Origin of the sequence: Enterobacter cloacae complex sp. 2021EL-01169 (assembly GCF_020733125.1) — a bacterium.
GTDB lineage: Bacteria > Pseudomonadota > Gammaproteobacteria > Enterobacterales > Enterobacteriaceae > Enterobacter > Enterobacter roggenkampii.
Map to the genome: position 1 here is coordinate 405,332 of NZ_JAJFTC010000001.1, position 25,469 is coordinate 430,800.

Below are 25,469 nucleotides of genomic sequence, written 5' to 3' on the forward strand. Positions count from 1 at the left end.
TCTGCATAGAGTGAAAACTGGGGCAACGTTAGCCGCCCGAACTTAAACGAATCCTCAACAGGCTGGACTGGAGGGCATTCCAGTCGGCGTTAACCGCACTAATTAACTCTATTCGGCTGTCAGGCGGCGCCACGTTTTGCGTTTCAATGAAGAAATCGTCGCCCTGACGGTTGATCCGCACCAGTCCGTCCGGCGTGCGCATGATCCCTTTCACGCGATCGACGGGCGCAAGGCGGGCCCACTCCAGAATCCCGATAGTATCGAAAACGGTCTCAGCATCGAAAATCCATCCGCAGGCCTGGTATCCCTGGCCGCTGTTCAGGTTACGACGCCAGCGCTGGTGCTCCGGCAGGCTCAGGGCTGCCAGACCCTGCTTAACCGGATGGCTGTGTGCATGATCCGCGCTGGCAGGCAGCTCGGTGAGGTTCAGACGAGGCAGGTCAAGCAGGGTGCTATCAATATTCCCCTGGGTGGTCTGCACCCGCGTGCGATTGCCGCCAAAATGTTGCCACCACGCCTCCAGCGCGGCCTGGCTTTCAGGCGTGGCGCGATCTTCCTTGTTGGCGACGATAACGTCTGCCGAGGCGAGCTGATCGCGGAAGTTCTCGTTGGCCACCGCCTTGTCATCCAGAAGCTGACGCGGATCGAGCAGGCACAGTGTGGCGCGCAGATCGATCCACGGCTCGTAAACCGGGGCGGTCAGTAAATCGAGGATCTGCTTCGGGTGGCCCAGCCCGGTGGGCTCAATCAGCAGGCGGTCGGGTTTGCCCTGACGCAGCAGGGTATTGAGCCCCACCTGCATCGGCAGGCCATTGACGCAGCACATGCATCCGCCGGGGATCTCTTTAATCATCGCGCCGCTGGATGACAGTAACGCGCCGTCAATGCCCACCTCGCCAAATTCATTGACCAGCACGGCCCACTTCTCGGCTGGATCTTTATTCGCCAGCAGGTGGAGAATTGAGGTGGTTTTACCGCTGCCGAGAAAACCGGTGATAAGGTTGGTTTTGGTCACGTGCGCTCCAGATGAGAATGATGATGCGATAACACTGTTCTCTATCCTGGCGAAAAACGTGACCTGTGAGAAGGGGAAGGGCGAACGGAGGCTTTATCCGTTCGCGTTAAGCGCAACAATCGTTAAATATTTAACGTTTCGATAACAGCCTGACGTGCGCCGTGACGGGTGATGCGCTGATAGGCCTGGCTAACAGCCTCAACAAAAATACGATTGTGCGCGAGATCGTGACCAAACACTTCGCTCAGCCCCAGCAGCGCGGGGACGCGGTCGATGTCGCTGCTGGCGTTGACGATCGTGCGGATTTTATCGCTGAGGGGATCGCGAACGTCAATCGCGTTGCCGCGCTCGTCGGTGCCGCTGACGTAGCGTATCCAGCCTGCCACGCCCAGGGCCAGCAGCGGCCACGGCGTGTTTCGCTCAAGATGAACGCGGATCCCATCCAGCATTCTTTGCGGAAGCTTCTGGCTACCGTCCATCGCGATTTGCCAGGTCCGATGCTGGAGGGCCGGGTTGGCAAAGCGTTCGATCAGGCTATCGGCATACGCGGTGAGGTCGACATCCTTAATCCGTAACGTGGGGGCCTGCTCGTTCAGCATCAGCCGACGGGCGGCTTCTCGGAACGCTGCATCCTCCATGCATTCATTAATATGCGCGTAGCCGGCAAGATACCCGAGATACGCCAGGAAAGAGTGGCTGCCGTTGAGCATGCGTAATTTCATCTGCTCCCACGGCAGAACATCCTGCACCATCTGGACACCCGCCACTTCCCACTCGGGACGGCCGGCGACAAAATTATCTTCTATTACCCACTGAATGAACGGCTCGCAGCTGATGGCGCACGGATCTTCCACGCCGAGCGCGTCGGTGATTACCGCCAGCGAGGCCTCCGTCGCGGCGGGAACAATCCTGTCGACCATCGTTCCGGGGAAGCTTACGTGGGTATCGATCCATTCAGATAACCCTGCGGAACGTTTTTGCGCCATGCCCAGCACGGCGTTTTTCACCACGTGCCCGTTGTCCGGGATATTGTCGCAAGAGAGCACGGTAAAGGCAGGCAGGCCGCGCTCGCGGCGGCGGTGGAGGGCTTCGACCAGGATCCCAGGTGCGGAATGTGGCTCTGAGGGGTTTTCAAGGTCGTGGACGATCCGGGGGTTATTCAGGTCGAGTTTCCCGGTCGCGGGATCGATGCAATAGCCTTTCTCTGTGATGGTGAGCGAGACAATCGCGACCTGAGGCTCGCAAAATTTCTCAATAATGGCGGGCAGGGAGTCCAGCTTTGCGTTCAGGCATTCATGGACGGCACCGACGATAATCGCCTCATTTCCTTCAGCCCCTTTTTCCAGCACGGTGAACAGATGATCCTGCGCGCGCAGCTGGCTCATCAGCACGTCGCCGCTGAAGAGGCTAATCTCACAAATCCCCCAGTCGCCGCCTTTTTCATTCAGCACCCGATTTGTTAACAAGGCCTGGTGCGCACGGTGAAACGCGCCAAAGCCAAAGTGGACGATGCGGGAGCGCAGTTGCTGACGATCGTAGCGCGGTTGCTGAACCCGGGCAGGAAGGGCGGTGGAGGCAATTGTCTTCATGAGATACACCTGATTAACCATTAATTAACAATGCCAGTGTAAAGTTATATGACAGCAAATAAAATTGGTGAGCCGTAAATATCCCCGTTATGTGAGTTTGATCAATCAATGTGTGGCGGTGTATTGACCCTTCGCGGTAAACATGTATGGTAGTCGTCATTGTAGTAACGCATATTGGTATAACAACTTAAGAGGGTGAGGCAATGGAACAAACCTGGCGTTGGTACGGGCCGAACGATCCGGTTTCTCTTGATGATGTGCGTCAGGCGGGCGCAACGGGTGTCGTCACGGCGCTGCATCATATTCCTAACGGTCAGGTCTGGCCGGTAGAGGAAATCCAGACGCGTCAGGCGCTGCTGGAGGAAAAGGGATTAACCTGGTCTGTAGTGGAAAGCATTCCGGTTCACGAAGACATCAAAACCCATTCCGGCGAGTATCAGACCTGGATTGCCAACTATCAGCAGAGCATCCGTAACCTCGCGGCCTGCGGTATTGATACCGTTTGCTACAACTTCATGCCCATTCTGGACTGGACGCGTACAGACCTCGAATATCAAATGCCGGACGGCTCAAAAGCGCTGCGCTTCGATCAGATTGCCTTTGCGGCATTCGAACTGCACATTCTGAAACGCCCTGGCGCAGAAGCGGATTACACCGCGGAAGAGCAGCAGCAGGCGCGCGCGTGGTTTAACGCCGCCAGTGACGCAGACATCGAAAAGTTGACCCGTAATATTATTGCGGGCCTGCCGGGTGCCGAAGAGGGGTATACGCTGGATCAGTTCCGCGCCCGCCTGGCGGAATACGGCGATATTGATAAGCACCAGCTGCGTGAAAACATGGCGTATTTCCTGCGCGCAATTGTGCCGGTCGCGGAAGAGGTGGGGGTTCGCCTGGCGGTACATCCGGACGATCCACCGCGTCCTATCCTCGGCCTGCCGCGTATCGTGTCTACGATTGAAGATATGCAGTGGCTGAAAGAGACGGTGGACAGCATCCACAACGGCTTTACCATGTGTACCGGCTCCTACGGCGTGCGGGCCGATAACGATCTGGTGCGGATGATTAAAACCTTCGGCGATCGCATTCACTTTACGCATCTGCGTGCGACCTGCCGTGAAGAGAACCCAAAAACCTTCCATGAGGCGGCGCACCTGGGCGGCGATGTGAATATGGTCGCGGTGGTAGACGCCATTCTGGCGGAAGAGGCGCGTCGTAAGCAGGCTGGCGATGTGCGTCCTATCCCGTTCCGTCCGGATCACGGACACCAGATGCTGGACGATCTGCGTAAGAAAACCAACCCGGGCTATTCGGCGATTGGCCGTCTTAAAGGGATGGCGGAAGTGCGCGGCGTTGAGCTGGCGCTGAAGATGACGAAGTATCCGGAGCTGCTGTAAACGGAATTGCCGGGTGGCGGCTTCGCCTTACCCAGTCTACAAAAACACAAAAACCGGCTTCTGGGCCGGTTTTTTCGTAGGTCGGGTAAGCGTAGCGCCACCCGACAAACGCCGCAATCAGTCAGCGCGACCCATATAGCGTTTTTCTTCGATATGGATGCGGATTTTCTCGCCAGCAGAAAGGTATTCCGGCACCTGCACAACCAGGCCGGTGGTCAGGGTAGCCGGTTTGTTGCGGGCACTGGCGGATGCGCCTTTGATGCCTGGTGCGGTTTCAACGATTTCCAGATCGACGGTCTGAGGCAGTTCCAGCGCCAACAGCACGCCGTCCCAGGTCAGAACCTGCATATCAGGCATACCGCCTTCCGGGATGAACAGCAGCTCTTCTTCAATCTGGTCTTTGGTGAAGATATACGGGGTGTAATCTTCTTTGTCCATGAACACATATTCGTTGCCGTCGATGTAGGAGAAATCAACATAGCGACGGGTCAGGGTCACGGTATCGACGATATCGTCACCTTTAAAGCGCTCTTCCACCTTCAGGCCGGTACGCACATCGGCGAAACGCATTTTGTACAGCGTAGCTGCACCACGGGCGCTTGGTGCCTGAATATCGATATCTTTCACAATCAGCAGTTTGCCGTTGTAATTCAGTACCATACCTTTCTTAATTTCGTTCGCTCTTGGCATTGCAGTAATCCTGTTTACGGGAGGTAAAAAATATCGCGCCAAATTACTCGCGCGCGGCCTTTCAGGCAAGAGGAATTCGTGGCTTTTGCTATCAATACAAAAAAGGTGTTACTGTGCGCGCGATGCCCGACCGTACGGGCATTCGCCAGCGAAAGAGAGCATTTATGGATTGTCGTCCCGATTGTGGCGCGTGCTGTACTGCACCGTCCATTTCAAGCCCCATTCCAGGAATGCCCGAGGGCAAACCTGCCAATACCCGCTGCGTTCAGCTCTCGGAAACGAACCTGTGCATGATCTTTGGCTCACCGTTGCGCCCGAAGGTCTGCTCCGGGCTTCAGCCCACGGCTGAAATGTGCGGCAGCACGCGAGAGCAGGCGATAACGTACCTTCTTGAGCTGGAAGCGCTCACCGCGCCTTAAACGTCTTTAATCCTCGCCAGGCAGCCCATCGTCAGCGTACACATCACCAGCGCAATCCAGAACACCGTGTGATAGTTCCAGATTTCGGCCACGACACCGGCCATTGAACCGGCAATAATCCAGCCCACGCGGGTGGTATTAGTATAAAGGGTGGTGGCGGAGCCTGCCTGGCCCGGCATCAGATCCTGGAAATAAAGCATACCTATCCCGGCGAGAATACCAATATAGATAGCGTTCAGGAGCTGTAACGCCAGCAATAGCCCAGGCGTATGTACCGTCAGCATGCCGAGATAGAACAGCAGACCGGCGACGGCGGCGATGCGCATTAAAAAACGTTTCCCGAAGCGCTTTGCGTAATAGCCTGCGATAAGCATGGTCGGGATCTCAAGCCCGGCTGCGGTGCCCATCATGATGCCCGCCAGCTTGTCCGGCAGGTGCAGTTCATTAATGATAAACAGCGGCATATTGATGATATACAGGCTATTGGTGCCCCACATCAGCGTGCAGATCGCGAACAGGAGCAGGGCATCGCGGCGGTTACGGCGCGGCGCTTCCAGCACGCCCGTTGCCACCTTGGGCTCTTTGCGCATGGACGGCAGGAAGAACCACACCAGCGCGCCGCACGCCACAAACGCGACTGCCGCGCTCAGGTACATCACCGTAAAGCCAAAACCCATCGCCAGCGCGTAGGCCAGCGGCGGGCCAATCACCCATGCCAGCGACACCTGCGCACGCAGGACAGAGCTGAACATCACCGCTTCACGTCCGGTATGGTCGGCGTGTTCGCGGGCAAGCGCAAACAGCTGTGGGTTAGCCGTCGAGCCAAAGCTGCTCAGGAATACCCCGACGAAAAGCAGAATGAAGTAGTTGCGGTTCCAGGCAAACAGAACGCAGGCCATGACCCCCAGCAGGCAGCAGAAAACGATCAGGCTTTTACGATCGCCTTTTCTGTCGGAGCGCCCCGCCAGAAACTGACTGACCAGGATGCCGATGATGGCGCTTCCGGTAAAAAAGAAGCCAACCAGCGCCGGACGAACATGGACCTCATTGGTCAGAAATAAGCTCAGCGTCGGCGTCTGTAACGCACCGGCAATGCCCGTGAAAAAGGCAACAATCAGGAAGGCCGCTGAGGTCAAGTCAAAGGGCTTTGGCGAGGCAGCCGCAGGGGTGTTATGCATGTTTTATAATTAGCGAGTAGCAGAGAGGGGCGGAGTGTACGCCGTCAGCTAAAAAATAAACAGTGGGTGCGGTCAATGATGCCACGAAAAATCAAAATGGCATTTCAACTTGCATCTCACGCTGCTGACCTTAGCTGAAACTGACTTGCTGAACTTCAGCAAAATTCAGCTCAATGAAGAAGAAATGTGCTGTATCTCTAAATTCTGATATCAGAAAGACGAGTTTACTTGCAAGGCACAGCAGAAAGCGCAAGACTTTTTGAAACGTTTCAGCGCTATCTTGTTTTAACAAACGGAGCAGGCTAGCGCATTTTTTCTCATTAAAGCTGAAACGATTCAAGTTCAGCAGGAGTGGAGAACCATGTTCCAGTTATCTGTTCAGGATATCCACCCGGGCGCTCAGGCCGGGGATAAAGAAGAGGCTATTCGCCAGGTTGCCGCTGCGCTTGTGCAGGCGGGTAACGTCGCGGACGGCTATGTCAACGGCATGCTGGCCCGCGAGCAGCAGACTTCAACCTTCCTCGGCAATGGCATTGCCATTCCGCACGGTACCACCGACACCCGCGATCAGGTGCTGAAAACCGGCGTTAAGGTGTATCAGTTCCCGCAGGGCGTGCTCTGGGGCGACGGTCAGGTGGCCTATGTGGCCATCGGTATCGCGGCCAGCAGCGATGAACATTTAGGTCTGCTGCGTCAGCTGACGCATGTCCTGAGCGATGACGCGGTGGCTGAACAGCTTAAATCCGCCACCACCGCGGAAGAGCTGCGCGCCTTGCTGATGGGCGAAAAACAGAGTGAAGCGCTGAAACTGGATAATGAAACGCTGACGCTGGATGTGGTTGCTTCCGATCTGGTGACGCTGCAGGCGCTGAACGCGGGTCGTCTGAAAGAAGCCGGCGCGGCGGATGCCACCTTTGTGACGCGCGTGATTAACGATAAGCCGTTGAATCTGGGTCAGGGCATCTGGCTGAACGACAGTGCTGAAGGCAACCTGCGCAGTGCGATTGCCGTGAGCCGTGCTGCCACGGCGTTTGAGGTAGAAGGCGAGCGCGCAGCCATGCTGGTGACCGTCGCGATGGCTGATGAACAGCCGGTTTCCGTGCTGAAGCGTCTTGGCGATCTGCTGCTGAACAACAAAGCTGAAAAACTGCTGAACGCTGATGCGTCCACCGTGCTGGCACTGCTGACCAGTGATGATGCGCTGACGGATGACGTGCTAACCGCGGAGTTCGTGGTGCGTAACGAACACGGCCTGCATGCCCGTCCGGGCACCATGCTGGTGAATACCATTAAACAATTCGAGAGTGAGATTACCGTGGCGAATCTTGACGGCACGGGCAAACCGGCCAACGGCCGTAGTCTGATGAAAGTGGTCGCGCTGGGCGTGAAGAAAGGCCACCGTCTGCGTTTCACCGCGCAGGGTGCCGATGCTGAACAGGCGCTGAAAGCGATTGGCGATGCCATCGCGGCGGGTCTGGGGGAGGGCGCATAATGAGCAGACGTGTTGCGACTATTACGCTGAACCCGGCTTATGACCTGGTGGGGTTTTGCCCGGAAATTGAGCGCGGCGAAGTTAACCTCGTGCGTACCACCGGCCTGCATGCTGCGGGCAAAGGGATTAACGTCGCGAAAGTGCTCAAGGATCTCGGTATTGATGTCACTGTGGGCGGATTCCTCGGCAAAGACAACCAGGATGGTTTCCAGCAGCTGTTCAGCGAGCTGGGCATTGCCAACCGTTTCCAGGTTGTTCAGGGCCGTACCCGTATCAACGTTAAGCTGACGGAGAAAGACGGTGAAGTGACCGATCTGAACTTCTCTGGCTTCGAAGTGACGCCGTCAGACTGGGAACGCTTTGTCAACGACTCGCTGACCTGGCTGGGCCAGTTCGACATGGTGTGCGTCAGCGGCAGCCTGCCGTCCGGCGTCAGCCCGGAAGCGTTTACCGACTGGATGACGCGCCTGCGCAGCCAGTGCCCATGCATTATTTTTGACAGCAGCCGTGACGCGCTGGTCGCGGGCCTGAAAGCCTCTCCGTGGCTGGTGAAGCCAAATCGCCGCGAACTGGAGATCTGGGCGGGCCGTAAGCTGCCAGAATTAAAAGATGTGATTGACGCTGCCCATGCGCTGCGCGAGCAGGGCATCGCTCACGTGGTGATCTCGCTTGGTGCAGAAGGCGCGTTGTGGGTTAACGCGTCTGGCGAATGGATCGCCAAACCGCCGTCAATGGAGGTTGTGAGTACCGTTGGCGCAGGGGATTCCATGGTTGGCGGACTGATTTATGGTCTGCTGATGCGGGAATCCAGTGAACATACCTTACGTCTTGCCACTGCCGTTGCTGCCCTGGCCGTCAGCCAGAGCAATGTCGGTATTACCGATCGTACCCAGTTAGCCGCGATGATGGCGCGCGTTGACTTAAAACCTTTTAACTAACAGCAGGAGAGGAATAATGAAAACGCTGCTGATCATTGACTCCGGTCTCGGACAGGCACGCGCCTATATGGCGAAGACCTTGCTGGGAGCGGCGGCGAACAAAGCACATCTCGAGATGACTGATAACCCGGGCGATGCCGAACTGGCCATTGTCCTGGGCGACAACATCCCGGCTGACAGTGCGCTGAACGGCAAAAAAGTGTGGCTGGGCGATATTAATCGCGCGGTGGCACATCCGGAACTGTTCCTGAGCGAAGCGAAAGGTCACGCGTCTGTCTACAGCGCGCCTGTCGCGACGGCACCGGCTGCGGCCACGGGCCCGAAACGCATTGTGGCGGTGACGGCCTGTCCGACGGGGGTGGCTCACACCTTTATGGCGGCTGAAGCCATTGAAACCGAAGCAAAAAAACGCGGCTGGTGGGTAAAAGTTGAAACGCGCGGCTCCGTCGGTGCCGGCAATGCCATCACCCCAGAGGAAGTGGCTGAGGCCGATCTGGTGATTGTGGCGGCGGATATCGAAGTGGACCTGGCGAAATTTGCCGGTAAGCCAATGTACCGCACCTCCACCGGCCTGGCGCTGAAAAAGACCGCGCAGGAGTTTGATAAAGCGCTGGTGGAAGCGAAGCCGTACCAGGCAACCGGCGCGCGCCAGACCGCGACGGAAGGGAAGAAAGAGTCCGCAGGCGCCTATCGCCACCTGCTGACCGGCGTGTCTTACATGCTGCCGATGGTGGTTGCGGGCGGTCTGTGTATCGCGCTCTCGTTCGCGTTTGGTATCACCGCGTTTAAAGAACAAGGTACCCTGGCGGCTGCGCTGATGCAGATCGGCGGGGGGTCAGCCTTCGCCCTGATGGTGCCGGTACTGGCGGGCTTTATTGCCTTCTCCATTGCTGACCGCCCGGGTCTGACCCCGGGGCTTATCGGCGGTATGCTGGCCGTGAGCACCGGTTCTGGCTTTATCGGCGGTATCATCGCGGGCTTCCTCGCCGGTTACGTCGCGAAGCTGATTAGCTCGAAGCTGAAGCTGCCGCAGAGTATGGAAGCGCTGAAGCCGATCCTGATCATCCCGCTGATTTCCAGCCTGGTGGTCGGCCTGGCGATGATTTACCTGATTGGTAAGCCGGTTGCAGGCATCCTGGCGGGTCTGACCCACTGGCTGCAGACCATGGGCACCGCGAACGCGGTTCTGCTGGGTGCAATCCTCGGCGGCATGATGTGTACCGACATGGGTGGTCCGGTGAACAAAGCGGCGTACGCCTTTGGTGTGGGCCTGCTGAGTACCCAAACCTACGCACCAATGGCGGCGATCATGGCGGCAGGCATGGTGCCTCCGCTGGCGCTCGGCCTGGCGACGATTATTGCCCGTCGTAAGTTCGATAAAGCGCAGCAGGAAGGCGGTAAAGCCGCGCTGGTGCTGGGTCTGTGCTTCATCACCGAAGGCGCGATTCCGTTCGCGGCGCGTGACCCAATGCGTGTGCTGCCGTGCTGTATCGCAGGTGGTGCCGTGACGGGGGCGATCTCCATGGCGATTGGCGCAAAACTGATGGCACCACACGGCGGTCTGTTCGTGCTGCTGATCCCTGGCGCCATCACCCCGGTACTGGGTTACCTGCTGGCGATTGTTGCCGGTACGCTGGTGGCGGGCCTCTCTTACGCGGTGCTGAAACGTCCGGAAGCGGAAGTTGTGGCGAAAGCAGCGTAAGCGATAAACAACAAAAAAGCCGGGTCGCATTACGCACCCGGCTTTTTTTATGCCGCCTGTTCAGCGGTTTGCTGTGCCTTCAGCCAGGCAATCTCTTCTGCCCAGATGTCCGGATTGATGGTTTCAAGCACCATCGGAATACCGTCGAAGCGGGCGTCCTGCATGATAAAGCGGAACGCATCGTGGCCAATGTTGCCTTCGCCCAAGCTGTGATGGCGGTCAACGCGGCTACCAAAGGCGCTTTTCGCATCGTTTAAGTGCATTCCACGCAGATATTTAAAGCCCACAATGCGCTCGAACTCATCAAACGTGTTTTTTGTTGCCTCGGTGGTGCGCAGGTCATAACCGGCGGCAAACGCGTGGCAGGTATCAATGCACACGCCGACGCGGGATTTGTCCTCCACGCCGTCGATAATCGCCGCCAGATGTTCGAACTTAAAGCCGAGGTTGCTGCCCTGACCAGCGGTGTTCTCAATCACCGCCGTCACGCCTTTGGTTTTATCCAGAGTGATGTTAATGGACTCGGCAATGCGCGCCAGGCAGGCATCTTCGTCGATCTGCATCAGATGGCTGCCCGGATGGAAGTTCAGCAGCGTCAGCCCCAGCTGTTCGCAGCGCTGCACTTCATCCAGAAACGCTTCGCGGGATTTTTCCAGCGCTTCTTCAACCGGGTGACCGAGGTTGATCAGGTAGCTGTCGTGGGGGAGGATCTGGCCGGGCCCGTAGCGGTATTTCTCACAGGCGGCTTTGAAATCATCAATCACCTCAGCGGTGAGCGGTGCGGCGCGCCACTGGCGCTGATTTTTGGTGAACAGGGCGAAAGCGGTCGCCTCAATTTCGGCGGCACGAATGGCGGCATTCGCAAGGCCACCTGCAGCGCTGACGTGCGCTCCAACATATTTCATAAAGGGACTCCTGTTAACCCGAAATGCCTATGATAGCGGGTTAACAGGAGAAGGATGTAGTGGTTTATGCCATCAGGCTATGGACCGCGAGGTTAATCGCGCCACCGCCGACAATCAGCCAGATGAAGAGCACCAGCGCCATCAGCAGCGGTTTCGCACCGGCTTTTTTCAGCGCGCTGACGTGCGTGGTCACCCCCAGCGCCGCCATGGCCATCGCCAGCAGTACGGTATCCAGCGTCACCAGCATATCCACCACCGCTTTCGGCAGCAGGTGGAAGGAGTTAAAGATAGCGACCACGATGAACAGGATCGCAAACCACGGAATGGTGATTTTACTTTTCTCGCTGCCGCCCGCCGGAGCCAGCTGTTTAACACGGGCCGCGAGGAAAATCAGGAACGGCGCCAGCATCATCACGCGCAGCATTTTGGCAATCACCGCCGCGTTTTCAGCGTCCGGGTTAATGGCGTGTCCTGCTGCGACCACCTGGGCCACTTCGTGCATGGTCGAGCCGATATAGATGCCGTAGGTTTCCGGGCTAAACCAGTGGGCGACCAGCGGATACATGGCCGGGTAGAGGAAAATCGCCAGCGTACCGAAGATCACCACCGTCGCGACGGCAACCGTTACTTTGCTGGCTTCGGCTTTCACGACCGGCTCCGTTGCCAGCACCGCCGCTGCGCCACAGATACTGCTCCCGGCACCGATCAGCCAGCTGGTTTGCCTGTCCAGGCCAAACACTTTCTGACCGATAAAGCAGGCCAGTAAAAAGGTGCTGGTCAGGGTCAGAACGTCGATGGCGATCCCGCTCGCACCCACATCCGCAATCTGCGAAAAGGTGAGACGAAAGCCATAAAGAATGATCCCAAGACGCAGCAGATGCTGCTTGGCAAAGATGACGCCGCCGTCGCAGGATTTCCAGATATGTGGATAAACGGTGTTACCCACGACCATGCCGAGCAAAATGGCGAGCGTCAGCGCGCTGAAACCTGCGCCTGCGATGGCCGGGATGCTGCCGCCCCATAGCGCGACGGCGGTCACTGCGGCGCTGAGCGCAAGACCCGGCACGAAGTGCCACACTGTACGATGATGTTGTAAGGTGATTTCTGACATAACCTTCTCCTTTGTCTGGCTAAAGGTTACGGCGGTCTGGCTTAAAAATAAAATTGATTATATACTTATAATTAATCTATATAAGTGGTAAGCAACCATGCACATTACTTTGCGTCAGCTGGAAGTGTTTGCCGAGGTGCTGAAAAGCGGCTCGACGACCCAGGCGTCACAAATGCTGGCGCTCTCGCAGTCTGCGGTCAGCGCGGCGTTGACCGATCTTGAAGGACAACTGGGCGTTCAGCTTTTCGACAGGGTAGGGAAGCGTCTGGTGGTCAACGAACACGGTCGTCTTCTTTATCCACGCGCGCTGGCGCTGCTGGAGCAGGCTATCGAAATCGAACAGCTGTTCCGCGAAGATAACGGCGCGATCCGCGTCTACGCCAGCAGCACCATCGGGAACTACATTCTCCCGGAGGTGATCGCCCGCTACCGCCGGGATTTTCCCACCCTGCCGCTGGAGATGAGCGTGGGCAATAGCCAGGACGTCATCAACGCGGTGATCGACTTCCGCGTGGATATCGGCCTCATCGAAGGACCCTGCCACAACGTCGATATCATTGCCGAGCCCTGGCTGGAAGACGAGCTGGTGGTGTTTGCATCCCCGGCCTCGTCGTTATTGCAGGGCGAGGTGACGCTGGAGCGGCTGGCGCAGGCGCAGTGGATCCTGCGCGAGCAGGGCTCCGGCACGCGTGAAATTGTCGATTATCTGCTGCTGTCCCATCTGCCGCATTTCCAGCTGGGGATGGAATTGGGGAACTCAGAGGCGATTAAGCACGCGGTGCGCCACGGGTTGGGTATCAGCTGTCTTTCCCGGCGCGTTATTGCCGAACAGCTGGAAACCGGATCGCTGGTGGAGATTCCCGTTCCGCTTCCGAAACTGGTGCGCACGCTGTGGTGCATTCATCATCGCCAGAAACACCTTTCCAGCTCCCTGCAGCGTTTTCTGCGCTATTGCGAAATCTGACAGCGTCCCTCACCCCAAAGGGGAGAGGGAAAAATTATGCTTTACTTATAATCCTGGCCGCGTCATGAAGCTCTCTTATAACTGAGTATTTCTGCCGGAAGGAACGCGGATCGTCTGCTACAATCGCGCCTCATTTATTAAATGGACAGCATTTTCATATGGTTTCAGAAATTAAAACCACAGAAGCGCCCACGCTACGTCGTGAACTCAAGGCGCGTCACCTGACGATGATCGCCATTGGCGGCTCCATCGGTACAGGTCTTTTCGTTGCCTCTGGCGCAACGATTTCGGCAGCCGGCCCGGGTGGGGCACTTTTCTCTTATATCCTGATTGGCCTGATGGTGTACTTCCTGATGACCAGTCTCGGCGAACTGGCCGCGTACATGCCGGTATCCGGTTCGTTCTCGACCTACGGTCAAAAATATGTTGAAGAAGGCTTCGGCTTCGCGCTGGGCTGGAACTACTGGTACAACTGGGCGGTCACCATCGCCGTTGACCTTGTCGCCGCACAGCTGGTGATGAACTGGTGGTTCCCGGATACGCCGGGCTGGATCTGGAGCGCCCTGTTCCTGGCCGTCATCTTCCTGCTGAACTACATCTCCGTGCGCGGTTTCGGCGAAGCGGAATACTGGTTCTCTTTGATCAAAGTGGCAACCGTCATCATCTTTATCGTCGTCGGTGTGGCGATGATCGTTGGTATTTTCAAAGGCGCTGAACCTGCGGGCTGGAGTAACTGGACAATAGGCGATGCGCCGTTTGCCGGTGGACTGTCGGCAATGATTGGCGTGGCAATGATTGTCGGCTTCTCCTTCCAGGGAACCGAGCTGATTGGCATTGCTGCCGGTGAGTCAGAAAACCCGGAGAAGAATATTCCGCGCGCGGTTCGTCAGGTCTTCTGGCGTATCCTGCTGTTCTATGTGTTCGCGATCCTGATTATCAGCCTGATCATTCCGTACACCGATCCAAGCCTGCTGCGTAATGACGTCAAAGACATTAGCGTCAGCCCGTTCACGCTGGTCTTCCAGCATGCCGGCCTGCTTTCAGCCGCAGCAGTGATGAACGCCGTTATCCTGACCGCCGTACTTTCTGCCGGTAATTCCGGAATGTACGCGTCCACACGTATGCTCTACACGCTGGCATGTGACGGTAAAGCGCCGCGTATCTTCGCGAAACTGTCCCGTGGCGGCGTGCCGCGCAACGCACTGTACGCCACAACGGTGATTGCCGGTCTGTGCTTCCTGACCTCTATGTTTGGCAACCAGACGGTGTACCTGTGGCTGCTTAACACCTCCGGGATGACGGGCTTTATTGCCTGGCTGGGGATTGCCATTAGCCACTATCGTTTCCGCCGTGGCTACGTCAAACAGGGTTATGACGTTAACCAGCTGCCGTATCGCTCAGGGTTCTTCCCGCTGGGTCCCATTTTCGCCTTCATTCTGTGCCTGATTATTACGCTGGGACAGAACTATGAAGCGTTCCTGGCGGACACCATTGACTGGGGCGCCGTCACGGCAACCTACATTGGTATTCCGCTGTTCCTCGTCATCTGGTTTGGCTACAAGCTGACGAAAGGAACACACTTCGTTCGCTACAGTGAAATGGAATTCCCGGAACGATTTAAACAATAATCGCACTTCCTCTCTCTTAGCCCGCTCGTTTGAGCGGGCTTTTTTATTCCCGCCCCCTGTAACAAAGATATATTTCTTAACAATTTAATTGATAATAATTATCGTTTGCTTTATCGTTATCAAAAATAAGCGTATCACCGACCCACCGGAGATGTGGGCGGCAAGGAAGACGCTGTGAGCAATGATGATTTGATTGAGTTGTATTTACCTCATGGAGATATGGAATGTTTAGGTTGAATCCCTTCGTCAGGGGAGGACTTTGTGCGTCCGCAATGTCCCTGGCCCTGCCTGTTATCGCAGCGGAATCCGGCGACACAATGGTTGTCACGGCTTCCGCGACCGAGCAAAACCTGAAAGACGCACCGGCAAGCATCAGCGTGATTACCCAGGAAGATTTGCAGCGCAAACCCGTTCAGAACCTGAAAGATGTGTTACGGGATGTGCCGGGCGTGCAGCTCACGAGCGAAGGGGACAACCGTAAAGGGGTAAGTATTCGCGGGCTGGACAGCAGCTACACGCTGATCCTGATCGACGGCAAGCGCGTCAATTCCCGTAACGCAGTGTTCCGCCATAATGATTTCGACCTCAACTGGGTGCCGGTTGACGCCATCGAACGAATCGAAGTCGTGCGCGGGCCGATGTCCTCGCTTTATGGCTCCGATGCGCTGGGCGGCGTAGTGAACATTATCACCAAAAAAATCGGCCAGAAATGGACGGGCACCCTGAGCGCTGATTCCACAATTCAGGAACATCGCGATCGTGGTGATACGTACGACGGCCAGTTCTATACCAGCGGTCCGCTGGTGGACGGCCTGCTGGGGCTGAAAGCCTACGGTAGCCTCGCAAAGCGTGAGAAAGACGGTCAGCAGAAGTCCTCTACCACGGCGAGCGGTGAAACACCGCGCATTGAAGGCTTCACCAGCCGCGATGCGAATGTGGAGTTCGCCTGGACGCCGTCTGAAAATCACGACTTTACGGCGGGCTACGGTTTCGACCGTCAGGATCGTGACTCGGATTCCCTCGACAAAAACCGCCTTGAACGTCAGAACTACTCTCTCAGCCACAACGGCCGCTGGGGCGTCGGCAACAGCGAGCTGAAGGTTTACGGCGAGAAGGTGGATAACAAAAACCCGGGCAACAGCAATCCGATCACCTCCGAGAGCAACGCGGTAGACGGGAAATACGTGCTGCCGCTGGGCGACATCAACCAGCTGATGACCTTCGGCGGCGAATGGCGTCACGATAAGCTGAAGGATCCGGTCAACCTGACGGGCGGCTCCAGCAGCAGTACGTCGACAAGCCAGTATGCCCTGTTCCTGGAGGACGAGTGGCGTATTTTTGAACCTCTGGCGCTGACCACCGGCATCCGTATGGACGACCATGATACCTACGGCGACCACTGGAGCCCGCGCGCCTATCTGGTCTACAACGCGACCGATACCGTCACGGTGAAAGGGGGCTGGGCGACCGCGTTTAAAGCGCCGTCACTGCTGCAGCTGAGCCCGGACTGGGTCACCGGCTCGTGCCGCGGTGCCTGTGAGATTGTCGGTAACCCGGATCTGAAGCCGGAAACCAGCGAGAGCTTCGAGTTCGGTCTGTACTACAGCGGGGAAGAGGGCTGGTTAGAGGGCGTGCAGGCCAGCGTGACCACCTTCCAGAATAACGTCGATGACCGCATCAGCCTCAGCCGTACGGCCAATGCGAAGCAGGCGCAGAGCTACCCTAACTACGTTGGCCTGAATGCGGACGGTGAGCCGATATTCCGCTACTACAACGTCAACAAGGCGCGCATCCGCGGGGTGGAGACCGAGCTGAAATTCCCGCTGGCGGACGACTGGAAAGTGACGCTGAACTACACCTACAACGACGGTCGTGATATCAGCAACGGCGGCAACAAACCGCTGTCCGATCTGCCGTTCCACACCGCCAACGGGACCGTTGACTGGAAGGCGACGCAGGACTGGTCGTTCTATGTTCAGGGCAACTACACCGGTGAGAAACGCGCGCTGACCAGCAGCGACCCAACGCCGGGTGGCTATGTTATCTGGAATACCGGCGCCGCGTGGCAGGCGACGAAAAGCGTGAAGCTGCGCGCGGGCGTGCAGAACCTGCTGGACAAAGATCTGAGCCGCGACGATTACAGCTACACGGAAGATGGCCGTCGCTACTTTGTCGGCGTGGATTATAAGTTCTGATGTAGCCATGTGCCGGGTGGCGGCTGCGCCTTACCCGGCCTACATAAGGGCACAGGCCCGTAGGCCCGGTAAGCGAAGCGCCACCGGGCAAAACAGGCGGTGCTTATGCAAATAAATGCTCCGCATGGAAGCGGAGATGATCCTCAATAAAGGACGCGATGAAGTAATAGCTGTGATCGTATCCCGGCTGAATGCGCAGCGTCAGCGGCCAGTCTTTCTGGCGTGCCGCTTCTGCCAGCACCGCAGGCTGCAGCTGTCCGGCGAGGAACTGGTCCGCATCACCCTGATCGATAAGGGTAGGAATGGCTTCTTCAGCTTTGCTGGCCAGCATCAGCGCGCAGCTGTCCCATGCCTGCCATTTTTCCGCATCCTCACCCAGATAGTGTGTGAAGGCTTTCTGCCCCCACGCCACCTGTGTTGGGTTCACAATTGGTGCAAATGCCGACACGCTGACGTATTTCCCCGGATTTTTCAGCGCCATGATGAGCGCCCCGTGTCCGCCCATTGAGTGGCCGCTGATCGCGCAGCGCTCGCCAACCGCAAACTGCGACTGCACCAGCGCAGGAAGTTCATCGCGAAGGTAATCATACATGCGGTAGTGGCGCGCCCAGGGCTGCTCGGTCGCATTGAGATAAAATCCGGCGCCTTTGCCCAGGTCGTATCCGGCATCGTCGGCCACATCGTCGCCACGCGGGCTGGTGTCTGGCATCACCAGCGCAATGCCCAGCTCGGCGGCAATACGCTGCGCGCCCGCTTTGGTGGTGAAGTTTTCGTCGTTACAGGTCAGGCCGGAAAGCCAGAACAAAACCGGCGGGTTTTCCGTCGGCGGCAGGAAAATGCTGAACGTCATTGCACAGTTCAGAGAGGTGGAGTCGTGCCGCCAGCGCTGCTGTCGACCTTCAAAACAACGGTGCTCTTCGAGCAGTTCCATGCAGGGCTCCTTAATGAGAATGCGTATTCATAAAACCCATAATACAGCCTTTTCATTGACCTGTGAGTAACTTTCACTTTCGCCAGGCGGCGAGATGCTGCATCATAAATTTACTTTTCTTTAACAATTGGAGCGGTCATGGCGCTGCGTATTGCGCTCAGTGGGTTTGTCGTTCTGGTGGTGGCGATGGGGATAGGGCGCTTTGCCTTTACGCCTCAGGTACCGCTGATGATTGCTGCCGGACAGCTTACGCTGACCAGCGCGGGTCTGGTGGCGGCGATGAATTATCTGGGCTATCTGGTGGGTGCGTGGGATGCGATGCGTGCGCACCGCTTCGTTGAAACGCGCCTCTGGCTGGGCATCACCGGCGCGGTGGCGCTGACGCTGCTCTCCGCGGCGGCGGATAACGCCGTCGTGCACGGCCTGCTGCGCTTTGTCATCGGCTGCATGAGCGGCTGGTCGATGGTACTCATTGCCGCCTGGACCAACGAACGGCTGGGGCAGCTGGGTAAACCGGGCCTGAGCGCTGCGGTGTTTGCCGGACCGGGGGCGGGCATTGCCCTGAGCGGGCTGCTCGCCGTCTATATTCAGGCGAAGTCCCTGTCGGCCGGGGCGGCATGGCAAATCTACGGCGTGCTGGCGCTGGTGCTGATTGCGCTGGTGGCGCGCTACCTCCCGCGATCCGGGCAGCTCCATCGACCCGGCACCGCGCCGGAGCCGCTGGTGCTGACGGCGGATTTAACGCGTCTGGTCTGGAGCTACAGCCTGGCCGGGTTTGGCTATATCCTCCCGGCGACCTTCCTGTCGCAAATGGCGGCCGTGCGTTTTCCCGGCAGCCTGTTTGCCCAGTTTGTCTGGCCGATTTTTGGTCTCGCCGCCGTGGTGGGGATTGCGCTCAGTATTCTGTTACGCCATACCTCAACGGCTAATCGCAGGCTGGCGATCGTACTGTGGTTACAGGGCGCAGGCGTGCTGGCGGCCTGGCTGCTGCCGGGGATTGGCGGGCTGCTGACGGGCGGGCTGCTGGTGGGCGGCGGCTTTTTGTGTGCCGTGCAGCTCTCTCTTTTATACGGCCGCGAGCTGGCGCCAAACCACACGCGTTATATGGCAGGCCTGCTCACCACCGGGTATGCGATTGGGCAGTTGATTGGTCCGGTCACCTCGGCGTTATCAACCTGGCTTACCCACCGGCTGGAGCCCGCGCTGGGGCTGGCGGGCATTGCGCTGTTCGTTGGAGGAGCGCTTGTCTGGAATCGTCACGCTGAAAGGCAACAGCAATCGCAATAATTATCGTCGTGAATACTGGATTATGTGCGCCGCCTCACGCACAATGAACGCATACTTTTGCCACAACGAGGGCAAAAGACGCCACACCTGCAGGAGAACAAAATGTCATCACTCAGTAAAGAAGCTGCCCTGGTCCACGAAGCCCTGGTTGCGCGCGGTCTTGAAACGCCACTGCGTCCGCCCGTACAGGATTTGGACAATGAAACCCGCAAGCGTCTGATTGCCGGTCACATGACCGACATCATGGAGCTGCTGAATCTCGATCTGAGTGACGACAGTCTGATGGAGACGCCGCACCGCATCGCGAAAATGTACGTCGACGAAATTTTCTCCGGCCTGGATTACGCCAACTTCCCGAAAATCACCGTCATTGAAAACAAGATGAAAGTGGATGAGATGGTAACGGTCCGCGATATCACGCTGACCAGCACCTGCGAACACCATTTCGTGACCATCGACGGTAAAGCGACCGTGGCGTATATCCCCAAAGATACGGTGATTGGTCTGTCGAAGATCAACCGCATCGTGCAGTTCTTCGCTCAGCGTCCGCAGGTGCAGGAGCGCCTGACCCAGCAGATCCTGACCGCGCTGCAAACGCTGCTGGGCACTAATAACGTGGCCGTCTCTATCGACGCGGTTCACTACTGCGTGAAAGCGCGCGGCGTGCGCGATGCCACCAGTGCGACCACCACAACCTCGCTGGGCGGTCTGTTTAAATCGAGCCAGAATACCCGCCAGGAGTTCCTGCGCGCCGTACGTCACCACAACTAAGTCTGACAGGGCAGGGACCATGGAGCGAAACGTCACGCTCGATTTTGTTCGCGGCGTCGCCATTCTCGGTATCCTGCTGCTTAATATCACCGCCTTCGGTTTGCCGAAGGCGGCGTATCTCAATCCCGCGTGGTATGGCGACATCACCCGCAGTGATGCCTGGACCTGGGCAATCCTCGATCTCTTTGCGCAGGTCAAATTCCTTACGCTCTTTGCCCTGCTGTTTGGCGCAGGCCTGCAGCTCCTCCTCAAACGCGGTACGCGCTGGATCCAGTCGCGCCTGACGCTGCTGGTTATCCTCGGCTTTATCCATGGCCTGTTCTTCTGGGACGGCGATATTCTTCTCGCGTATGGGTTAGTCGGGCTCATCTGCTGGCGCCTCATTCGCGATGCGCACAGCGTTAAAAGCCTGTTCAACACCGGCGTGATGCTCTATGTCATGGGGCTTGGGGTACTGCTGCTGCTGGGGATGATCTCCGGCGAGGCGACGAATCGTGCCTGGATCCCGGATGCCGCTAACCTGCAGAACGAACAGTTCTGGAAGCTGAAAGGCGGTACGGAAGCGATAAGCAACCGCGCGGATATGCTGGGGGATAACCTCCTCGCGCTGGGCGCGCAATACGGCTGGCAGCTGGCGGGCATGATGCTGATGGGCGCGTCACTGATGCGCACCGGCTGGCTGAAAGGGGAATTCAGCCTGCGTCACTATCGTCGCACAGGCGCCGGTCTGGTGCTGCTCGGCGTGCTGATTAACCTCCCGGCGGTGATAGCGCAGTGGCATATCCACTGGGATTACCGCTGGTGCGCGTTCCTGCTCCAGGTGCCGCGTGAACTGAGCGCGCCGTTCCAGACCATCGGCTACGCGGCGCTGGTCTACGGCTTCTGGCCCTCGCTTTCTCGTCTGTGGATGGTCAGCGCTATCGCCTGCGTGGGACGCATGGCGTTAAGCAATTACCTCCTGCAAACGCTAATCTGCACCACGCTTTTCTATCGCTTTGGCCTGTTTATGAAATTCGACCGACTTACGCTGCTGGCGTTTGTTATTCCGGTCTGGGCAGTAAACCTGGCGTTTTCTGTTCTCTGGCTACGCTATTTCCGCCAGGGACCGCTGGAGTGGGTATGGCGTCAGTTAACCGCACGTGCTTCAGGGATATCATTGAAAAATACATCCAGATAACGATCTGGATCACAATCATTAACAAAACGGATGTAAGCGTTTTCATGACTGTGAGCTTCTTCACGTAGTCCCCTTTCTCTCGCTGCCAAAATAGCCACCTTGCTAAACACAGGGGGTGTCTGTGAGTTGCTGCAATCCTTTGAAGGATGGTGAATATGATCACCATTCGTGACGTCGCCCGTCAGGCGGGCGTTTCTGTGGCTACCGTCTCACGCGTGCTGAACAATAGCGCGCTGGTCAGCCCTGAAACCCGAGAAACCGTAATGAAAGCCGTGACCCAGCTCGGGTACCGGCCAAATGCCAATGCCCAGGCGCTTGCGACGCAGGTCAGCGACACCATCGGCGTGGTCGTGATGGATGTCTCGGATGCCTTTTTCGGCGCACTGGTGAAAGCGGTCGATATGGTCGCCCAGCAGCATGAGAAATATGTCCTGATCGGCAATAGCTATCATGAGGCGGAAAAAGAACGTCATGCCATTGAAGTGCTGATCCGCCAGCGCTGTAACGCCTTGATTGTCCATTCAAAAGCCTTGAGCGATGAAGAGCTAACCGGATTGATGGAGCAGATCCCGGGCATGGTGCTGATCAACCGCATCGTCCCCGGCTATGCCCACCGCTGCGTCGGGCTGGATAACGTCAGCGGCGCCATGATGGCCACGAAAATGCTCATCAACAACGGGCATCAGCGGATCGGTTATCTGGCTTCCAGCCACGCGATTGAAGATGACGAACTGCGGCGCGAGGGGTGGCAAAACGCCCTGAAAGAGCATGGCATTACGCCATCCGAGAGCTGGGTGGGGACCGGCACGCCGGACATGCAGGGCGGTGAAGCGGCGATGGTAGAGCTGCTGGGCCGCAATCTGCAATTGTCTGCGGTGTTTGCCTATAACGACAGCATGGCGGCAGGCGCCCTGACCGCGCTGAAGGATAACGGCATTGCGGTGCCACAGCATTTATCACTCATTGGTTTCGATGATATCCCGATTGCCCGTTACACCGACCCGCAGCTGACAACCGTGCGTTACCCGATTGCCTCTATGGCGAAACTGGCGACTGAGCTGGCGTTACAGGGGGCCGCAGGCATGCTGGATCCGGGGGCAACACACTGTTTCATGCCGACTTTAGTGCGCCGCCACTCCGTCGCGGCCCGGCAAATTGTGGTTCCGATCACTAACTGATTACATGTGGTGATGTAACCGTTTTCAATCTGTGAGTAAATTCACAGTATCTTAACAAGGCGCTGACTATGATGTCAGCGTTTTAGGGGCTGAAACGCTATGTAACAGTGATTATTCACTTTCACTATAGCCAATGTGCCGCAAACAACGAATAAAACGCATTTCTGGAGCGTTACCGAACACGGAAGAGAGAAATTTTATAAGTGAACCTCGGCTGTCAGTAACGTTTTATTAACATCTGCCCGCCGCTCGTTATTCACAAGAACTACCCTGCATAAAAAAAACCGGAGATACCATGAATAAGAAGGTGTTGACCCTGTCTGCTGTAATGGCAAGCATGCTTTTTGGTGCAGCAGCGCACGCTGCGGATACCCGTATTGGTGTGACCATCTATAAATACGACGACAACTTCATGTCTGTTGTGCGTAAAGCGATTGAGAAAGATGCGAAAGCAGCGCCAGACGTTCAGCTGCTGATGAACGACTCCCAGAATGACCAGTCCAAACAGAACGACCAGATCGACGTTCTGCTGGCGAAAGGCGTGAAAGCCCTCGCCATCAACCTGGTTGACCCGGCTGCAGCAGGCACGGTTATTGAAAAGGCGCGTGGCCAGAACGTGCCGATCGTCTTCTTCAACAAAGAACCTTCCCGTAAGGCGCTGGATAGCTACGACAAAGCGTATTACGTCGGTACCGACTCCAAAGAGTCCGGTATTATTCAGGGCGATCTGATCGCGAAACACTGGGCGACGAACCCGAACTGGGACCTGAACAAAGACGGTCAGATTCAGTTCGTGCTGCTGAAAGGCGAACCTGGCCACCCGGATGCTGAAGCGCGTACCACCTACGTTATCAAAGAGCTGAACGACAAGGGCCTGAAAACCCAGCAGCTGGCGTTAGATACCGCGATGTGGGATACCGCTCAGGCGAAAGATAAGATGGACGCGTGGCTGTCCGGCCCTAACGCCAACAAAATCGAAGTGGTTATCGCCAACAACGATGCGATGGCAATGGGTGCGGTAGAAGCGCTGAAAGCACACAACAAATCCTCTATCCCGGTATTCGGCGTAGATGCGCTGCCAGAAGCGCTGGCGCTGGTTAAATCCGGTGCAATGGCCGGTACCGTGCTGAACGATGCCAACAACCAGGCGAAAGCCACCTTCGACCTGGCGAAAAACCTGGCCGATGGCAAAGGTGCGGCAGATGGCACCAACTGGAAAATTGACAACAAAATCGTTCGCGTACCTTACGTGGGCGTAGACCAGTCCAACCTGGCTGAGTTTATCGGTAAATAAAAGAGTTAACTTGTCTTCACTGGGCGCAACGAGTTGCGCCCTTTTATAACGCGATATGCGAGGCCAACAAGGTATAATTATGGTCAGCACAACAACTCAGTCATCCGGTGAATACCTGTTGGAAATGAGCGGTATCAACAAGTCATTTCCCGGCGTTAAGGCACTCGATAATGTTAATTTAAAAGTGCGTCCTCACTCTATTCATGCCTTAATGGGGGAGAACGGTGCGGGTAAATCAACATTATTAAAATGTCTTTTTGGGATCTATCAAAAAGATTCTGGCAGCATTCTTTTTCAGGGGAAAGAGATCGATTTCCATTCAGCGAAAGAAGCACTGGAAAACGGTATCTCGATGGTTCACCAGGAATTAAACCTGGTGCTGCAGCGTTCAGTCATGGATAACATGTGGTTGGGGCGCTATCCCACCAAAGGTGTTTTTGTCGATCAGGACAAAATGTATCGCGACACCAAGGCGATTTTCGACGAGCTGGATATTGATATCGATCCGCGCGCCCGCGTGGGAACATTATCCGTCTCCCAGATGCAGATGATCGAAATTGCCAAAGCGTTCTCCTATGATGCGAAAATTGTCATCATGGACGAACCGACATCCTCATTAACGGAAAAAGAGGTTAACCACCTTTTTACCATTATTCGTAAGCTGAAAGATCGCGGCTGCGGCATTGTGTACATCTCCCACAAAATGGAAGAGATCTTCCAGCTGTGCGATGAGATCACTATCCTGCGCGACGGCCAGTGGATTGCCACGCAGCCGCTGGAAGGGCTGGACATGGACAAGATCATCGCCATGATGGTCGGCCGTTCCCTGAACCAGCGCTTCCCGGACAAAGAAAACAAGCCGGGTGAAGTCATCCTGGAAGTGCGCAACCTGACCTCGTTACGTCAGCCGTCTATCCGCGATGTCTCCTTCGACCTGCATAAGGGTGAAATCCTGGGAATTGCCGGGCTGGTGGGGGCAAAGCGTACCGACATCGTGGAAACCCTGTTTGGCATTCGTGAGAAAGCCGAAGGCACCATTACGCTGCACGGTAAGAAAATCAATAACCACAACGCCAACGAAGCCATTAATAATGGTTTTGCGCTGGTGACGGAAGAGCGTCGTTCGACCGGTATTTATGCTTATCTGGATATTAACTTTAACTCGTTAATTTCTAACATTCGCAATTACAAAAACAAAGTCGGGCTGCTGGATAATTCCCGCATGAAAAGCGATACCCAGTGGGTGATTGACTCCATGCGCGTGAAAACGCCAGGCCACCGCACCCAGATTGGTTCGCTGTCAGGCGGTAACCAGCAGAAAGTGATTATTGGCCGTTGGTTATTAACGCAGCCCGAAATCCTGATGCTGGATGAGCCGACCCGCGGTATTGACGTCGGCGCGAAGTTTGAAATTTATCAGCTGATTGCCGAGCTGGCGAAAAAGAATAAAGGGATCATTATTATTTCTTCCGAAATGCCGGAACTGTTAGGGATCACGGACCGTATTCTGGTTATGAGCAATGGTCTCGTCGCCGGTATTGTTGACACCAAAACGACAACGCAAAATGAAATTTTGCGTCTTGCGTCTTTGCACCTTTAAGATCAGGGGCT

21 protein-coding genes are annotated in these 25,469 nt (G+C 56.6%); 14 read left to right on the plus strand and 7 right to left on the minus strand.

The genetic code is table 11. The annotated features are described in order from the left end of the window. Positions 1-28: 28 nt before the first annotated feature. A complete protein-coding gene (locus tag LLF79_RS01855; protein WP_008500943.1) occupies positions 29-1,015 on the minus strand; it encodes a GTP-binding protein in 987 nt (328 codons plus the stop codon). A gap of 122 nt (positions 1,016-1,137) precedes the next feature. Beyond that, the gene (locus LLF79_RS01860) at positions 1,138-2,604 is read right to left on the minus strand and encodes a mannitol dehydrogenase family protein (RefSeq protein WP_135345326.1); all 1,467 of its coding nucleotides are present in this window, start codon (positions 2,602-2,604) and stop codon (positions 1,138-1,140) included. A 203-nt stretch (positions 2,605-2,807) separates the two neighbouring features. Here LLF79_RS01860 and uxuA point away from each other — a divergent pair, with 203 nt between their 5' ends. Beyond that, positions 2,808-3,998, plus strand: coding sequence for a mannonate dehydratase (gene uxuA / locus LLF79_RS01865; protein WP_227879030.1), 1,191 nt, complete (start codon positions 2,808-2,810; stop codon positions 3,996-3,998). Positions 3,999-4,115: 117 nt separating this feature from the next. Here uxuA and yeiP read toward each other — a convergent pair whose 3' ends face one another. Then, the gene (gene yeiP, locus LLF79_RS01870; protein ID WP_008500940.1) at positions 4,116-4,688 is read right to left on the minus strand and encodes an elongation factor P-like protein YeiP; all 573 of its coding nucleotides are present in this window, start codon (positions 4,686-4,688) and stop codon (positions 4,116-4,118) included. Positions 4,689-4,852: 164 nt separating this feature from the next. On the opposite strand from yeiP, the gene LLF79_RS01875 reads away from it, so the two are divergent. Then, the gene (locus LLF79_RS01875) at positions 4,853-5,107 is read left to right on the plus strand and encodes a YkgJ family cysteine cluster protein (protein WP_021241515.1); all 255 of its coding nucleotides are present in this window, start codon (positions 4,853-4,855) and stop codon (positions 5,105-5,107) included. Here LLF79_RS01875 and setB read toward each other — a convergent pair. After that, a complete protein-coding gene (setB, locus tag LLF79_RS01880) occupies positions 5,104-6,285 on the minus strand; it encodes a sugar efflux transporter SetB (protein WP_227879031.1) in 1,182 nt (393 codons plus the stop codon). The two genes, LLF79_RS01875 and setB, sit on opposite strands and share 4 nt — an antisense overlap. A gap of 361 nt (positions 6,286-6,646) precedes the next feature. Between setB and fruB the strand changes: the two genes are divergently transcribed. Genes fruB through fruA form a run of 3 tightly spaced genes read left to right on the plus strand, consistent with a single transcriptional unit; the run spans position 6,647 to position 10,417 of the window. Beyond that, positions 6,647-7,777 carry a fused PTS fructose transporter subunit IIA/HPr protein gene (fruB, locus tag LLF79_RS01885; protein WP_039025028.1) on the plus strand — a complete coding sequence of 377 codons (1,131 nt, stop codon included), beginning with the start codon at positions 6,647-6,649 and terminating at the stop codon, positions 7,775-7,777. Continuing rightward, a complete protein-coding gene (fruK, locus tag LLF79_RS01890; protein ID WP_008500936.1) occupies positions 7,777-8,715 on the plus strand; it encodes a 1-phosphofructokinase in 939 nt (312 codons plus the stop codon). Before fruB ends, fruK begins: the two co-directional genes overlap by 1 nt. 16 nt (positions 8,716-8,731) lie before the next feature. Continuing rightward, entirely contained in the window at positions 8,732-10,417 is a 1,686-nt protein-coding gene (gene fruA, locus LLF79_RS01895; protein WP_021241512.1) for a PTS fructose transporter subunit IIBC, read from the plus strand. Positions 10,418-10,464: 47 nt separating this feature from the next. Here the strand turns inward: fruA and nfo are convergent, their stop codons facing one another. Both nfo and LLF79_RS01905 read right to left on the minus strand, forming a co-directional pair. Next, positions 10,465-11,322 carry a deoxyribonuclease IV gene (gene nfo / locus LLF79_RS01900; protein ID WP_023294038.1) on the minus strand — a complete coding sequence of 286 codons (858 nt, stop codon included), beginning with the start codon at positions 11,320-11,322 and terminating at the stop codon, positions 10,465-10,467. Positions 11,323-11,386: 64 nt separating this feature from the next. After that, positions 11,387-12,433 (minus strand): YeiH family protein, encoded by a 1,047-nt coding sequence (locus LLF79_RS01905; RefSeq protein WP_023294037.1) that lies wholly within the window; start codon positions 12,431-12,433, stop codon positions 11,387-11,389. 97 nt (positions 12,434-12,530) lie between these two features. On the opposite strand from LLF79_RS01905, the gene yieE reads away from it, so the two are divergent. The 3 genes from yieE to cirA all read left to right on the plus strand — a co-directional run bounded on the left by yieE (position 12,531) and on the right by cirA (position 17,220). Beyond that, the gene (yieE, locus tag LLF79_RS01910) at positions 12,531-13,397 is read left to right on the plus strand and encodes a DNA-binding transcriptional regulator YeiE (protein WP_008500932.1); all 867 of its coding nucleotides are present in this window, start codon (positions 12,531-12,533) and stop codon (positions 13,395-13,397) included. A gap of 158 nt (positions 13,398-13,555) precedes the next feature. Further along, the gene (locus tag LLF79_RS01915; protein ID WP_008500931.1) at positions 13,556-15,025 is read left to right on the plus strand and encodes an amino acid permease; all 1,470 of its coding nucleotides are present in this window, start codon (positions 13,556-13,558) and stop codon (positions 15,023-15,025) included. Positions 15,026-15,249: 224 nt separating this feature from the next. Then, a complete protein-coding gene (gene cirA / locus LLF79_RS01920) occupies positions 15,250-17,220 on the plus strand; it encodes a catecholate siderophore receptor CirA (RefSeq protein ID WP_135345323.1) in 1,971 nt (656 codons plus the stop codon). Between the two features lie 103 nt (positions 17,221-17,323). Here the strand turns inward: cirA and fghA are convergent, their stop codons facing one another. Beyond that, positions 17,324-18,151 carry an S-formylglutathione hydrolase gene (gene fghA / locus LLF79_RS01925; RefSeq protein WP_135345322.1) on the minus strand — a complete coding sequence of 276 codons (828 nt, stop codon included), beginning with the start codon at positions 18,149-18,151 and terminating at the stop codon, positions 17,324-17,326. A gap of 138 nt (positions 18,152-18,289) precedes the next feature. Here fghA and LLF79_RS01930 point away from each other — a divergent pair, with 138 nt between their 5' ends. The 6 genes from LLF79_RS01930 to mglA all read left to right on the plus strand — a co-directional run bounded on the left by LLF79_RS01930 (position 18,290) and on the right by mglA (position 25,458). Further along, positions 18,290-19,438, plus strand: a complete 1,149-nt coding sequence (locus tag LLF79_RS01930; RefSeq protein ID WP_055321900.1) for a YbfB/YjiJ family MFS transporter — start codon at positions 18,290-18,292, stop codon at positions 19,436-19,438. A 102-nt stretch (positions 19,439-19,540) separates the two neighbouring features. After that, positions 19,541-20,209, plus strand: a complete 669-nt coding sequence (gene folE, locus LLF79_RS01935; protein WP_008500927.1) for a GTP cyclohydrolase I FolE — start codon at positions 19,541-19,543, stop codon at positions 20,207-20,209. A gap of 19 nt (positions 20,210-20,228) precedes the next feature. Beyond that, positions 20,229-21,386 carry a DUF418 domain-containing protein YeiB gene (gene yeiB, locus LLF79_RS01940; RefSeq protein ID WP_227879032.1) on the plus strand — a complete coding sequence of 386 codons (1,158 nt, stop codon included), beginning with the start codon at positions 20,229-20,231 and terminating at the stop codon, positions 21,384-21,386. 155 nt (positions 21,387-21,541) lie between these two features. Next, the gene (gene galS / locus LLF79_RS01945) at positions 21,542-22,564 is read left to right on the plus strand and encodes an HTH-type transcriptional regulator GalS (protein ID WP_008500924.1); all 1,023 of its coding nucleotides are present in this window, start codon (positions 21,542-21,544) and stop codon (positions 22,562-22,564) included. Between the two features lie 295 nt (positions 22,565-22,859). Beyond that, complete coding sequence (mglB, locus tag LLF79_RS01950) at positions 22,860-23,858, plus strand: galactose/glucose ABC transporter substrate-binding protein MglB (protein WP_163341346.1); 999 nt, start codon at positions 22,860-22,862, stop codon at positions 23,856-23,858. Positions 23,859-23,937: 79 nt separating this feature from the next. Then, positions 23,938-25,458 carry a galactose/methyl galactoside ABC transporter ATP-binding protein MglA gene (gene mglA / locus LLF79_RS01955; RefSeq protein ID WP_008500922.1) on the plus strand — a complete coding sequence of 507 codons (1,521 nt, stop codon included), beginning with the start codon at positions 23,938-23,940 and terminating at the stop codon, positions 25,456-25,458. The last annotated feature ends 11 nt before the right edge of the window (positions 25,459-25,469 follow it).